Genomic DNA, 12,073 nt, shown 5'->3' with positions numbered 1-12,073 from the left:
TCCGCAGGAAAGTTCGTACCGTATCATCGGACCATCCACGGCTGTCACAGTCTCGCTCAGGCGTCATGTCGATGAGCATTTTCTTCATCGACATGGGCGCAGCCTGTCAAGGGCACGAAGGTGATGCAGGGTTTTCGAGATCACGGCCCAAGAGCTGGTCGCGGCCGACGAATACGAGGTGGCGGACTATAAACGCGTCAGTGTGACCCTCAAGTCAGGCATCAGCGCCTGGGTCTATGTGCGAGCATGATTGCTGGTAAGGGCTGCAGCCACTGTGCGAGGGGAAATAGATTTGTCTCGGTTTCGCTGTAGGCTTCGGGCGGGATGATGACCGGAAGACTTCCATCCTCCGTATCATCACCCTTAAATCAAGGCTGCGACTGGCTGCTCGCTCTCATGACCCCCGCCTCACCATTAGCCACGAGCCAACGAAACAGCTCGGCCACCGACACCGTGTGGCTGCGCTCTATCCAGCGTACCAGCGCCGGCCCGTAGTGTTCGGTGTAGCGGGTGAGCACCAGTTGGCGACAGTCCGGTGACAGGCGCAGGGTGATTTCCCGACAATGCAGATTGGCAGGGTCATCCCGGATCACCCGTTGCTGCAGAGTCAGGCTATTGCTTTCAGAACCCATCGGCCGGTGCTCCTGTGCATTTAGGAGTGGTGTTCTCTGGCGAGCCTTGTTTGCCATCGGCCACGTAAGCAGCGCGATGCTCGGCCACCACATTGCGCAACGCGCTGTAATAGTCCGGCAGTTTTTGCAGGCTGTCGGTCAGCGGTAAGGCTTCTGCCCGACCATCGACGATGCCACCGACAGTGCTGATAGTGGACAGCGTCTCCACGGTATCGCTATTGCTGCCGAACGGATCGACCACAAAGCCGAGCACGCGGCCAGCGGCGTCGCGACTGTTGGAGGTCCCGAGCAATGGCAGCTCGACGATCGGACCGTTGCCGATGCCCCACACGCCGAAGGTCTGGCCAAAGTCCGAGTCGTGGCGCGGGATACCGGCCATGCCGGAGACATCGATCAAGCCCACCACCCCGACCGTGGTGTTGAGCGCGAAACGTCCCAGGGTATTGACCGAGCGCATCGGGTTGCCCTGCAGCAGGTCATTGATAAAGACCTTGGGCTCACCGAAGTTCGCCACAAAGTTATGCACACCGGTCTGGAAAAAGTCCGGCGTGTAGCGGTAGCCGCGCGCGACCGGTGCCAAGGCGTAATCATCAACCACCCGGTTAAACGCGAAGACGCCGCGATTGAACGGTTCTGCCGGGTCGTACACCGAATAGGCAATGTCAGCGCAGGCCACGTCTGTGGTGGACGGCTGCTGGCTGCTGCAACCCGTCAGCCCTGCGGCCAACACGGCAATTGAGGTGTTGCGGGTCAACCAGGGGGAACACTTGAAAGGCAACATGGATGCAAGTCTCAGGAGGAATTCGCCGTGATGCTGAGCTCCAAGCCTTGCGCAAAGATGTCTGGTTTATTGCGGTGCTGACGCTTTATTGCAGAGTTGAAATATATGACGCGCGGCGGTGAATAGTTTTAGATGGCGGTTCCATTCGCCCCTTAAGTGACCTTCGGTGAACAGCCTTTTAATTGTGGACGACGACCTTGAAGTCCTTGATCTACTGAAAAAATTCTTCGTGCAGCACGGCTACAGCGTCGAGGTCGCCACAGACGGTGCGTCGCTGTGGGCGGCCATAGAGCGCCAGGCGCCGGACCTGATCATTCTGGACGTGATGTTGCCCGGCGACAGCGGGCTGATCCTGTGTCAGCAATTGCGGATTCGACACGCAATACCGGTGATCATGCTGACGGCCATGGGCGAACTCAGTGATCGGGTGGTCGGCCTGGAGCTGGGCGCCGATGATTATCTGACCAAACCCTTCGACGCCCGTGAACTGCTGGCCCGAGTGCGTGCCGTGCAGCGCCGAGTGGACGAGCGCCGTCCGGTATCGCAGGAACGGCCACGGCCACTGATTGATTTCGCTGACTGGCACCTGGACGTCACTCGCCGTGAGTTGCGCTCGCCGGACAACGTGATGATCCCGCTGTCGGCCGGTGAGTTTGACCTGCTGCTGGTCTTCGTCGAACACCCGCAGCGCATTCTCACCCGCGAGCAATTGCTGGACCTGGCGCGCGGGCATTGCCATGAGGCGTTCGATCGCAGCATCGACGTTCAGGTCAGCCGTCTGCGACGCAAACTCGAGTCCGACACCAAACGGCCGGCGATGATTCGCACCGTGCGCAACGGCGGTTACCTGTTCACACCCAGCGTGACGCGGCGATGAGCTGGCTGAAGCGAATTCGCGCCCGAGACTGGCCGCAAGATACGGTGGCGCGCTGGATCGCGTTGACGATCATCCTGGCCATGCTCATTTCACTGGCGCTCAATGGGCTGTTTATCCAATTGGCCGGCGTATGGGCGCGCCCGCCACTAACCGAAATCGGCTTGCTGGAAAAAGCCGCCGCCATCGCCCGGATCATCGAGGCCGCCCCGGCGCCACTGCGCAACCCATTGGCGCAAGCCGCCAACGAGAACGGCTTCACTGTCACTTGGCACCCTGACCGGCACGATCTCAACCTGCCGACAGTGGACGATCCGAAGTCTGACATCGGCTCGACCATCCTGCAGCCGATGCTCAGAGCCCCTGACCGACGCATCGAAGCCTATGAACCGGCCGACTGGACGGAGCACACGGCGGACGCGCATTACGCGCTGCTGATCGAGCTATCGGATTCATCATGGCTGATGTTCTCCGCGCCCTCGCGCAGTTGGGGGCTCGACGAAGCGCCGCGCTACCTGATCGTGATCCTGCTGGTGCTGATCTCCACCGCACTGGTCGCGCTGATTGCCACCCGACGCCTCGCCACCCCTTTGCAGCACTTTGCCGAAGGCGCCCGCCGCTTCGGCGTGGACTTCCGCGCACCGCCGATCGAACCGCTCGGCCCCCACGAAATCCGCCAGGCCATTCTCGCGTTCAATGCCATGCAGGCCCAGTTACAGCACTTCATCCGCGACCGTACGCAAATGCTCGCCGCCATCTCCCACGACCTGCGCGCTCCTCTGACGCGGATGCGCTTGCGTGGCGAATTCATCGAAGACAGTGAGCAACAGCAGCGGCTGTTTCGTGACGTGGATGAAATGCAGGCAATGATCAACTCGGCGCTGGAGTTCTTTCGTGATGATGCGCGGCTTGAACCGGCGACCCAGTTTGATCTGGCGGAACTGCTGCAAACGTTGCTTGATGATTATCGAGATCAGGGCGTCGACATTACGTTCAGCGGGCCGCTGCGGTTGGTGTATTTCGGGCGTCCGTTGGGGCTGAAACGGGTGATTACCAACTTGCTCGACAACGCTATCAAGTACGGCAGTGAGCCGGGGATTGAGCTGAACCCGAGCGCTGGCCAGGTGCGGATCAAAGTACTGGATCGTGGGCCGGGTATTCCAGATACCTGCCTTGAGCAAGTGTTTGTGCCGTTCTTCCGGATGGAAGGCTCGCGGAATAAAAGCACTGGGGGTGTTGGTTTGGGGTTATCGGCGGCGCGGGCGATTGTGCTGGAGCACGGAGGCGAGCTGACACTGCGAAATCGGTCGAAGAGCGGGTTGGAAGCGTTGGTGGTGTTGCCGGTGCATTAGTCCCGAAAGACTCGCAATACTGCTCACCTGTGGCGAGGGAGCAAGCTCCCTCGCCACAGGTTTTGAGTCAACAGGCAAAATCCTCCCCAAGGGATCGTGTAAACCTAAGCCTCCCAGCCCGCCCCACTGACCGCAGCCTGCGCCAGTGGGTGCAAGTCTGCCCCCTGATGCGCCGTCTGCCAGGCCAGCAACTCCTTGCGCATGCCGGGCGTCCAGTACATCTGCAGGTGATTACGCACGCCGAGCACGGCCTGTTGCTGGTCCGGTTCGCTGGCGAAGTACTGGGCGATCTGGTTGGCCATCTTGATCAGGTTTTCAGTGCTCATCGGCGTACCTCGGCTTTTGCTCCGGCGGTGCGTGCATGGCGGCGTTCGTCGAGCAGACGCTGTTGTTCGTCACTGAATTCCTGATAGCGTTTTTGCCACTCGGAAGGGTGGTAGACGCGGCTCACTTCCACGGCGGTGACCTTGTACTCCGGACAGTTGGTGGCCCAGTCGGAGTTGTCGGTGGTAATGACGTTGGCCCCCGATTCAGGGAAGTGGAAGGTGGTGTACACCACGCCTGGGGCTACCCGTTCGGTGATCCGCGCACGCAGTACGGTCTGTCCGGCGCGGCTGCCAATGCCGACCCAATCATCTTCGTTGATGCCACGGCTCTCGGCGTCGGTCGGATGGATTTCCAGGCGGTCTTCGTAGTGCCAGGCGACGTTGTCTGTCCGCCGGGTCTGGGCGCCGACGTTGTACTGGCTGAGGATGCGTCCGGTGGTCAGCAGAAGGGGATAACGACTGTTGACCTTTTCCTCGGTGGGCACGTAGCCGGTGAGCATGAAGCGCCCCTTGCCGCGCACGAATTCCTCGATGTGCATGGTCGGCGTGCCGTCCGGTGCCGCGGCGTTGCACGGCCATTGCAGGCTGCCGTGGCGATCCAGTTCGGTGTAGCTGACGTTGGTGAAGGTCGGCGTCAGGCTGGCGATTTCATCCATGATTTCTGACGGATGTTGGTAGTTCATCGGGTAACCGAGGGCGTTGGCCAGGGCTACTGTGCCTTCCCAGTCGGCCTTGCCGCCCAACGGCTCCATGACTTTGCGCACGCGAGAGATGCGCCGCTCGGCGTTGGTGAAGGTGCCGTCTTTTTCCAGGAACGAGCTGCCCGGCAGGAACACGTGGGCGAACTTGGCGGTTTCGTTGAGGAAAATGTCCTGCACCACTATGCATTCCATGGCCGACAGGGCCGCGGTGACGTGTTGGGTATTGGGGTCGCTCTGGGCGATGTCCTCGCCCTGGCAATACAGGCCCTTAAAGCTGCCGCTCAGGGCTGCTTCGAACATGTTGGGGATGCGCAGGCCCGGGTCGGGTTGCAGGGTGACGTTCCAGGCCTGTTCGAACTGCGCCCGTACCACCTCGTTGGAGACGTGTCGGTAACCGGGCAACTCGTGGGGGAAGGAGCCCATGTCGCAGGAACCCTGAACGTTGTTCTGCCCGCGCAGCGGGTTCACGCCCACGCCTTCGCGGCCGATGTTGCCGGTGGCCATGGCCAGGTTGGCGATGCCCATGACCGCGGTGCTGCCCTGGCTGTGTTCGGTGACGCCCAGGCCATAGTAGATCGCCGCATTGCCACCGGTGGCATACAGGCGAGCGGCGGCACGGATGTCGGCAGCGGCGACGCCGCAGACGGCGCCAAGGATTTCCGGAGAGTTTTCCGGGCGGCTGACAAACTCGCTCCAGCGAGCGAAATCGCTGCCCTCGCAACGGGCGTCGATAAAGGCTTGATTGAGCAAACCTTCGGTGACGATGACGTGGGCCAAGGCGTTGAGCATGGCGACGTTGGTGCCCGGACGCAGGGCCAGGTGCAGTTCGGCGCGGGCATGCACCGAGTCCACCAGATCGATGCGTCGTGGGTCGATGACGATCAGTCGCGCGCCTTCACGCAAGCGGCGTTTGAGCTGGGAGGCGAACACCGGGTGGGCGTCGCTGGGGTTGGCGCCCATCACCAGGATCACGTCGGCCTGCATCACCGAGTCGAAACTCTGAGTGCCGGCGGATTCGCCAAGAGTTTGTTTCAAGCCATAGCCGGTCGGCGAGTGGCAGACCCGCGCACAGGTGTCGACATTGTTGTTGCCGAAGGCGGCGCGCACCAGTTTTTGCACCAGATAGGTTTCTTCGTTGGTGCAGCGGCTGGAGGTGATGCCACCAATGGAATCGCGGCCGTATTTTTGCTGCAGCCGGCGGAATTCGCTGGCGGCGTAGGTCACCGCTTCATCCCAGCTGACTTCCTGCCAAGGATCGTTGATGTGCTTGCGGATCATCGGCTTGGTGATGCGATCCGGGTGAGTGGCGTAGCCCCAGGCAAAGCGTCCTTTGACGCAAGAGTGGCCGTGGTTGGCCTGGCCGTTCTTGTCTGGAACCATGCGCACCAGTTGGTCGCCTTTCATCTCGGCGCGGAACGAGCAGCCCACGCCGCAATAGGCGCACGTGGTGATCACGCTACGTTCGGGCTGACCCAGTTCGACCACGCTTTTTTCCATCAGGGTCGCGGTGGGGCAGGCTTGCACACAGGCGCCGCAGGACACGCATTCCGAGTCGAGGAAGTTGTCGCCACCGGCGGCCGCGACCCGGGATTCGAAACCGCGCCCGGTAATGGTCAGGGCAAAGGTGCCCTGGGTTTCTTCGCAGGCGCGCACGCAGCGGTTACAGACGATGCACTTGCTCGGGTCGTAATCGAAGTAGGGGTTGGAAGTGTCCTTCTGGTCCGCCAGATGGTTTTCACCTTCATACCCGTAACGCACTTCTCGCAGGCCAACCTGGCCGGCGACGGTTTGCAGCTCACAGTTGCCGTTGGCGGAGCAGGTCAGACAGTCCAGCGGGTGATCGGAGATGTACAGCTCCATGACGTTGCGCCGCAGCGTGGCGAGCTTCGGCGTCTGGGTGTGCACGCTCATGCCTTCGCTGACCGGCGTGGTGCAGGACGCGGGGTAGCCGCGCATGCCATCGATCTCCACCAGGCACATACGGCAGGAGCCGAAGGCTTCCAGGCTGTCGGTGGCACACAGTTTGGGAATGGTAGTGCCCAGCAGCGCGGCGGCGCGCATCACCGAGGTTCCTTCGGGCACGCTGATGCTGCGGCCGTCGATGTTCACGGTGACCTGCACCTGACTTTCGCGGGCCGGGGTGCCCAGGTCGATATCTGTTTTCGGGTCGAAGAGAGTGATCATTGGTCGGCCTCCGAGGACTGCAGACCGAAGTCGGCGGGGAAGTACTTGAGGGCGCTGGCCACCGGATAGGAAGTCATGCCGCCCAACGCGCACAGCGAACCGTATTGCAGGGTGTCGCACAGGTCCTTGAGGATGATCACCTGCTCATCACGACTGTTCTGGTCCGGCGCAGCCAGCAGGCGGTCGATCACCTCCACACCCCGGGTCGAGCCGATGCGGCATGGGGTGCATTTGCCACAAGATTCCTCGGCGCAGAACTGCATGGCGAAGCGCGCCATGTGGGCCATGTCCAGGGTGTCGTCAGCCACCACCACACCACCGTGACCGAGCATGGCGCCGATGGCGGCGAAGGCTTCGTAATCCAGCGGGGTGTCGAATTGCGACGGTGGCACCCAGGCGCCAAGAGGGCCGCCAACCTGGGCGGCTTTCAGCGGCCGGCCACTGGCGGTACCACCGCCGTAGTCTTCCACCAGTTCCCGCAGGGTCAAGCCAAAGGCCCGCTCCACCAAGCCACCATGACGAATATTGCCCGCCAGCTGGAAGGGCATGGTGCCCAGAGAGCGACCCATGCCGTAATCGCGATAGAACTGCGCGCCCTTGGCCAGAATCAGCGGCACCGAGGCCAGGGTCAGCACGTTGTGCACCAGCGTTGGCAGGCCGAACAGACCCTGCAAGGCGGGGATCGGCGGCTTGGCGCGGACGATCCCGCGTTTGCCTTCGAGCGAGTCCAGCAGCGCGGTTTCTTCACCGCAGATGTAAGCACCGGCACCGACTCGCACTTCCATATCGAAGGCCAGACCGCTGCCGCCGACATTGGCGCCGAGGTAACCGGCGGACCGGGCAATATCCAGTGCCGCACGCAGTGTCGCCACGGCAGCCGGGTATTCCGAGCGCACATAGATGTAGCCGTAAGTCGCTCCAACGCACAGACCGGCAATCGCCATTCCTTCGATCAGCAGGAAGGGGTCGCCTTCCATCAGCATGCGATCGGCGAAGGTGCCGGAATCGCCTTCGTCGGCGTTGCACACAATGTATTTCTGCGCAGCCTGGGTGGCGCGCACCGTGCGCCATTTGATCCCGGCCGGGAACGCCGCACCGCCACGGCCACGCAACCCCGAATCGAACACAGCAGTCGCGGTCTGCTCGCCGCCCAGGGCGATGGCCTGGGTCAAGCCCTCAAAGCCGCCGTGAGCCCGGTAATCCTCTAGGGACAGCGGCTGGGTAATGCCGGCGCGGGCAAATAGCAGGCGTTGCTGAGTCTTCAGATAAGGCAACTCTTCCACCAGCCCCAAGGCCAGCGGATGGTCGGACGACTCGCCTTGCAGCGCATCGAGCACGGACGGCACATCGGCAGCCGTCAGCGGGCCGAAGCCGATACGGCCTTGCGGGCTGTCCACTTCCAGCAGCGGTTCCAGCCAGTACAGGCCGCGAGAACTGGTGCGTTGCAGGTCCAGCGGCAGATTGCGTTCCCGGGCCTGAGAGGCAAGGGCTACGGCCACCTCATCGGCGCCCACGGCGCGGGCCAGGGAATCACAGGGCAAATAGAGGCGCGGCATCATACGTCCTCCCGGCAAGCGTCAAGCAGAGCATCCAGACGCTCGGGATTGAGCCGCGCATGCAGCTGACCATCCAGCTCAAGGGCGGGCGAACAGGCGCAGGCGCCGAGGCAATACACCGGACGCAGACTGATGTTGCCGTCGGCACTGCTGCCGTGGTCGTCCAGTTGCAGGCGTTCGCGCAATTGCGCCGCGAGCTGCTCGGCGCCGCGGCTCTGGCAGGACTCGGCCCGGCACAGACGCAGGATATGCCGGGCGGGGGGCGCGGTGCGGAAGTCATGGTAGAAGCTGATCACCCCGCGAACCTCGGCCTGACTCAGGTTGAGCGCGTGGGCAATCTCGGGAATGGCGGCATCGGGGATGTAACCGATGCCCTCTTGAATCTCATGAAGGATGGGCAACAGTGCGCCGGGGGAGCGTTTGTGGCGCTCCAGCAGGCTGTTGACCATAGGCAGGTGCAACATCTCATCAGGCATACAGCATTCCTCACGATCACGGACAAACCAGGCGGTTGTCAGTTGTCCGAAAGTGTCGGCTGCGGCAGTCACACCACGTCACGGTATCGTGGCATTTTCAGGCCGTTGGCCAGGCACCCTGAGCGGGCATCTTGTTGGGCCCGGTGCGGTCTTTGCCGCACCTCTTCAGGGCATATCAGGCAGCTTGCCATGCTGCCTTTGATTCATCTGCACCAAAGCGACGTGTTCGATTCTGTCTACGACTACCTGTTAAGTCTAGAAGAGTGCGGCCAAAGGTGTTCGCTCACTGAGTATCTTTCAGGCAATCCTTGAGTGCGATGAGCAGGGTGTCAAAACACTCACTTGGCGAAAAGGATCATCACCCACAACACCACCGTGGTCAGTGCCGCCAACACACTGCACGCTCCGGCGATCAAATGACGGACGACGGGGTATTCAGACTGCTGGAGCCTGGCGATCACCAGAAGCCAAGTTCCGACAAAGGCCCCTAAAACCGCCATCATCGTATAGAAAATGAATACAACGCCCCGTACCGAGTTTCCTCCGGGGACAAACCATCTGTTGAACAGAATCAGCACGGCAATTCCGACAATAAAACTACCCACGGCACCCGCCAGATTAGCGAGCCACAGATTCACGGTGCCACGGTTTCTCACCACCCCAATCCACATCCCCACTGTCGCAGCGAAGAACACCAACACGCCGATTAGCTGCATTCAATCCTTTTCCTTGTTAACAATGCCCCTGAAACTGCCATTGGTCATCTTTGATGAGATGAAGCGTTGGAGGCACGATATCAAACTGATAGCTCTGTGCTGAAGGGCGTTGTTGTTTGATGTGGGTTGGATTCCGAGTTGGAGATTTGTTTTTCATCGAGGGGAAGGTGAAGTTTGAATTCACCGGCAGGACTTCGAGGGTGGAGATTTCGACGCGGATTTCTCAGCATTTGCTGTGAGCTGAGTGATCGAAAGCCCCGACAATCTCGGGGCCAATAATGCCTGTCCGTTAAGCGCAATCCCTGTGGGAGCGGGCTTGCCCGCGAAAGCGCCCGGTCAGCCAGCATCAATGCTGAGTGCACTGCCGTCATCGCAAGCAGTTGGCTCCCGCAGGCCTTATGCCTTACCGACTGGCATCAGAACGTGGCCAATCATCGCGGATACTCGGTTGATGAGGAGACGGCGGGCTGAAAAGAAGTTACCTGCGTCATGAAACGCATTGAAACAACTCAATACCATCTGTCTGCGGGTTACATATTTGCGCTTCGGGTCGTTGTGAATTTACCTCATAATTGCGCGCTCCTACCGTCGGTAGCTCTGCTTCTCGACTAATCTGTATTCGTTACGACTCGATCTTAAATAGCCAAGGAGAAAGGCAATGCCAGATAACCGGAACCAGCGTCAGTCGGCTGCATCTGCCAAGGATGCTCTCGAACGTTTGCTGGACCCATCTGATGTGCCTGCGACCCTATGAGCCAAGCTGCCTTAGTCAATCCAAGCCTGCTCACATGGTCTCGTGAGCGCGCAGGTCTCTCCACTGAGCAGGTTGCTAAAAAGCTGCCAGCGAAACCTGATCGAGTAGAGGAATGGGAGGCTGGCGAGACCAAACCAACATTCCTTCAGGCTCAAAAGTGGGCGAGTCTCGCTCACATCCCTTTTGGCTTTCTGTTTCTTCAGCAGCCGCCCGTCGAACAACTTCCTTTACCTGATCTTCGAACTGTCGGTGGGATTGCGCCTCAACGTACCAGCCTGGAATTGTTGGACACCATCAGGGATTCCATGCGTAAGCAGGACTGGTACCTGGAGCATCTGCAACACCAGGAGCACCAGCCGCTGGCATTTGTCGGTCGGTTCAATAGCCGATCTCAAGTCGCAGAGGTGGTGGACGATATCCGCCGGATCCTCGGCGTGAACCCTGACATTGCTCGATTGGATTACGACAAATACAGCCGTGCCTTGATCGAGGCTGCAGAAGCGGCTGGCATTTTGGTAATGCGCAGTGGCATTGCGCTAGGAAATACCCATCGTAAACTTGAAGTCAGCGAGTTTCGGGGTTTTGCCATCAGCAATGCCTACGCCCCTGTTGTATTCGTCAACAGTTCCGACGCACCCACCGCCAGGCTGTTCACCTTACTTCATGAGCTGGCCCATATCTGGATTGGTAGCAGTGGAGTGTCTGACGGAAACACCGCTAATGGCCGAGACGAGGAACGTTTCTGCAATGCAGTTGCTGGTGAATTTCTGGCTCCCGAAGCCCAATTCCGCGCCCTGTGGAACGCAGATGTTAACTGGGAAGACAACTTGGCTCCGCTAGCCACTCGGTTTCACATCAGTAAATTAGCTATCGGTCGCCGCGCATTGGATCTTGGTTACATAAGCCCGGCGCATTACAGCACTTACTATCGAATGATCCTCAAGGCTTTCCAGGGTGACAAAGGTGGAGCGGGTGACTATTACCGTAACGCCACCGCGAAAAACAGCCCTCGCCTAAGCAAGGCAGTGCTGACTGAAGCAATGAGTGGCCGGATGCTGCTACGCGAGGCGGGAAATTTGCTCGGTGTGCAACCTGCTAAATTAAGGACTCTCGCCAGCAAGATTTCGGAATGAATCATTTACTAGACGCTAATACGCTGATCGAAGCAAAGAACCGTTACTACGGGATGGCTATCTGTCCTGGATTTTGGCAATGGTTATTACTTAAAAATAAAGCATTGGCTTTAGCCAGCATTGCACCTGTAATGGATGAGCTAACAAAAGGGAATGACGATTTGGCGGGTTGGGCGAAGGGCAATTCCGATTTCTTCCACTCCACCACCGATCAGGATACGCAACTGGCATTCGCGCAGATTGCGGGGCTTGTGGCAGATCAAGCGCCTAAGATGAAAATAGGCGCTATGGAAGAATTTTTAGCGGGTGCTGACCCTTGGTTAATTGCGAAAGCAATGACTACAGGGGCTACAGTCGTTACGCATGAAGTGCTAAATCTCGAAGCTAAACGAAAATTCATCATTCCCAATATTTGTAAGGAGCTGAATGTTCCTTTTTTGAATACGTTCGAGTTGTTGTATAGGCTTGAAGCAAGGTTTGTGTTGCCTGCTTAAGTTGATCTTTCCCATTGAGTTGCCGCCGGAAAGTATGCGTCCGGGCATCCCGTCTTGCGTAACTAAACCGGTTGCCACCTATGCGGCAGCAGCT

11 protein-coding genes and 2 pseudogenes are annotated in these 12,073 nt (G+C 59.6%); 6 read left to right on the top strand and 7 right to left on the bottom strand.

Translation table 11 applies throughout. The features are described 5' to 3' along the window. Positions 1 to 130: 130 nt before the first annotated feature. Positions 131 to 250: pseudogene (locus tag KVG95_RS29535) on the top strand (gamma-glutamylcyclotransferase); the annotation flags it as partial. 118 nt (positions 251 to 368) lie between these two features. On the opposite strand, the gene KVG95_RS29530 reads toward KVG95_RS29535, so the two are convergent. Both KVG95_RS29530 and KVG95_RS29525 read right to left on the bottom strand, forming a co-directional pair. Next, positions 369 to 632, bottom strand: coding sequence for a hypothetical protein (locus tag KVG95_RS29530; RefSeq protein ID WP_123719913.1), 264 nt, complete (start codon positions 630 to 632; stop codon positions 369 to 371). Then, complete coding sequence (locus tag KVG95_RS29525; protein ID WP_217858955.1) at positions 622 to 1,413, bottom strand: MlaA family lipoprotein; 792 nt, start codon at positions 1,411 to 1,413, stop codon at positions 622 to 624. Before KVG95_RS29525 ends, KVG95_RS29530 begins: the two co-directional genes overlap by 11 nt. Before the next feature lie 166 nt (positions 1,414 to 1,579). Between KVG95_RS29525 and KVG95_RS29520 the strand changes: the two genes are divergently transcribed. Beyond that, entirely contained in the window at positions 1,580 to 2,290 is a 711-nt protein-coding gene (locus KVG95_RS29520) for a response regulator (RefSeq protein ID WP_217858954.1), read from the top strand. Further along, entirely contained in the window at positions 2,287 to 3,639 is a 1,353-nt protein-coding gene (locus KVG95_RS29515; protein ID WP_217858953.1) for an ATP-binding protein, read from the top strand. Before KVG95_RS29520 ends, KVG95_RS29515 begins: the two co-directional genes overlap by 4 nt. A gap of 104 nt (positions 3,640 to 3,743) precedes the next feature. Here the strand turns inward: KVG95_RS29515 and KVG95_RS29510 are convergent, their stop codons facing one another. The 5 genes from KVG95_RS29510 to KVG95_RS29490 form a co-directional block, all read right to left on the bottom strand. Beyond that, positions 3,744 to 3,965: a formate dehydrogenase subunit delta gene (locus tag KVG95_RS29510; protein WP_217858952.1), complete on the bottom strand. Its 222-nt coding sequence runs from the start codon at positions 3,963 to 3,965 to the stop codon at positions 3,744 to 3,746. Continuing rightward, a complete protein-coding gene (gene fdhF / locus KVG95_RS29505; RefSeq protein WP_217858951.1) occupies positions 3,962 to 6,850 on the bottom strand; it encodes a formate dehydrogenase subunit alpha in 2,889 nt (962 codons plus the stop codon). The genes KVG95_RS29510 and fdhF overlap by 4 nt, the downstream gene beginning before the upstream one ends. Then, complete coding sequence (locus tag KVG95_RS29500) at positions 6,847 to 8,409, bottom strand: formate dehydrogenase beta subunit (RefSeq protein ID WP_217858950.1); 1,563 nt, start codon at positions 8,407 to 8,409, stop codon at positions 6,847 to 6,849. The genes fdhF and KVG95_RS29500 overlap by 4 nt, the downstream gene beginning before the upstream one ends. Next, positions 8,406 to 8,882, bottom strand: coding sequence for a formate dehydrogenase subunit gamma (locus KVG95_RS29495; protein ID WP_217858949.1), 477 nt, complete (start codon positions 8,880 to 8,882; stop codon positions 8,406 to 8,408). The genes KVG95_RS29500 and KVG95_RS29495 overlap by 4 nt, the downstream gene beginning before the upstream one ends. A 338-nt stretch (positions 8,883 to 9,220) precedes the next feature. Next, on the bottom strand, positions 9,221 to 9,598 hold the full coding sequence (locus KVG95_RS29490; RefSeq protein WP_217858948.1) for a hypothetical protein: 378 nt from the start codon (positions 9,596 to 9,598) through the stop codon (positions 9,221 to 9,223). A 126-nt stretch (positions 9,599 to 9,724) separates the two neighbouring features. Between KVG95_RS29490 and KVG95_RS29485 the strand changes: the two are divergent. From KVG95_RS29485 to KVG95_RS29475, 3 genes and pseudogenes are all read left to right on the top strand, one after another. Then, a pseudogene (locus KVG95_RS29485) lies at positions 9,725 to 9,837 on the top strand (PH domain-containing protein); the annotation flags it as partial. A gap of 511 nt (positions 9,838 to 10,348) precedes the next feature. Then, positions 10,349 to 11,485, top strand: coding sequence for an ImmA/IrrE family metallo-endopeptidase (locus tag KVG95_RS29480; protein WP_217858947.1), 1,137 nt, complete (start codon positions 10,349 to 10,351; stop codon positions 11,483 to 11,485). Beyond that, positions 11,482 to 11,979, top strand: a complete 498-nt coding sequence (locus KVG95_RS29475; protein WP_217858946.1) for a DUF4411 family protein — start codon at positions 11,482 to 11,484, stop codon at positions 11,977 to 11,979. The genes KVG95_RS29480 and KVG95_RS29475 overlap by 4 nt, the downstream gene beginning before the upstream one ends. The last annotated feature ends 94 nt before the right edge of the window (positions 11,980 to 12,073 follow it).

This window comes from Pseudomonas farris (assembly GCF_019145235.1).
Lineage (GTDB): Bacteria > Pseudomonadota > Gammaproteobacteria > Pseudomonadales > Pseudomonadaceae > Aquipseudomonas > Aquipseudomonas farris.
The sequence above is the reverse complement of the archived record's forward strand: the minus strand, read 5'-3'. Positions and strand labels throughout refer to the sequence as shown.

Excerpts from the sequence above, each read along its gene's own strand:
- KVG95_RS29530 (WP_123719913.1), bottom strand. The coding sequence starts at position 632 with ATGGGTTCTGAAAGCAATAGCCTGACTCTGCAGCAACGGGTGATCCGG.
- KVG95_RS29525 (WP_217858955.1), bottom strand. The coding sequence starts at position 1,413 with ATGTTGCCTTTCAAGTGTTCCCCCTGGTTGACCCGCAACACCTCAATT.
- KVG95_RS29515 (WP_217858953.1), top strand. The coding sequence starts at position 2,287 with ATGAGCTGGCTGAAGCGAATTCGCGCCCGAGACTGGCCGCAAGATACG.
- KVG95_RS29510 (WP_217858952.1), bottom strand. The coding sequence starts at position 3,965 with ATGAGCACTGAAAACCTGATCAAGATGGCCAACCAGATCGCCCAGTAC.
- fdhF (WP_217858951.1), bottom strand. The coding sequence starts at position 6,850 with ATGATCACTCTCTTCGACCCGAAAACAGATATCGACCTGGGCACCCCG.
- KVG95_RS29500 (WP_217858950.1), bottom strand. The coding sequence starts at position 8,409 with ATGATGCCGCGCCTCTATTTGCCCTGTGATTCCCTGGCCCGCGCCGTG.
- KVG95_RS29495 (WP_217858949.1), bottom strand. The coding sequence starts at position 8,882 with ATGCCTGATGAGATGTTGCACCTGCCTATGGTCAACAGCCTGCTGGAG.
- KVG95_RS29490 (WP_217858948.1), bottom strand. The coding sequence starts at position 9,598 with ATGCAGCTAATCGGCGTGTTGGTGTTCTTCGCTGCGACAGTGGGGATG.
- KVG95_RS29480 (WP_217858947.1), top strand. The coding sequence starts at position 10,349 with ATGAGCCAAGCTGCCTTAGTCAATCCAAGCCTGCTCACATGGTCTCGT.
- KVG95_RS29475 (WP_217858946.1), top strand. The coding sequence starts at position 11,482 with ATGAATCATTTACTAGACGCTAATACGCTGATCGAAGCAAAGAACCGT.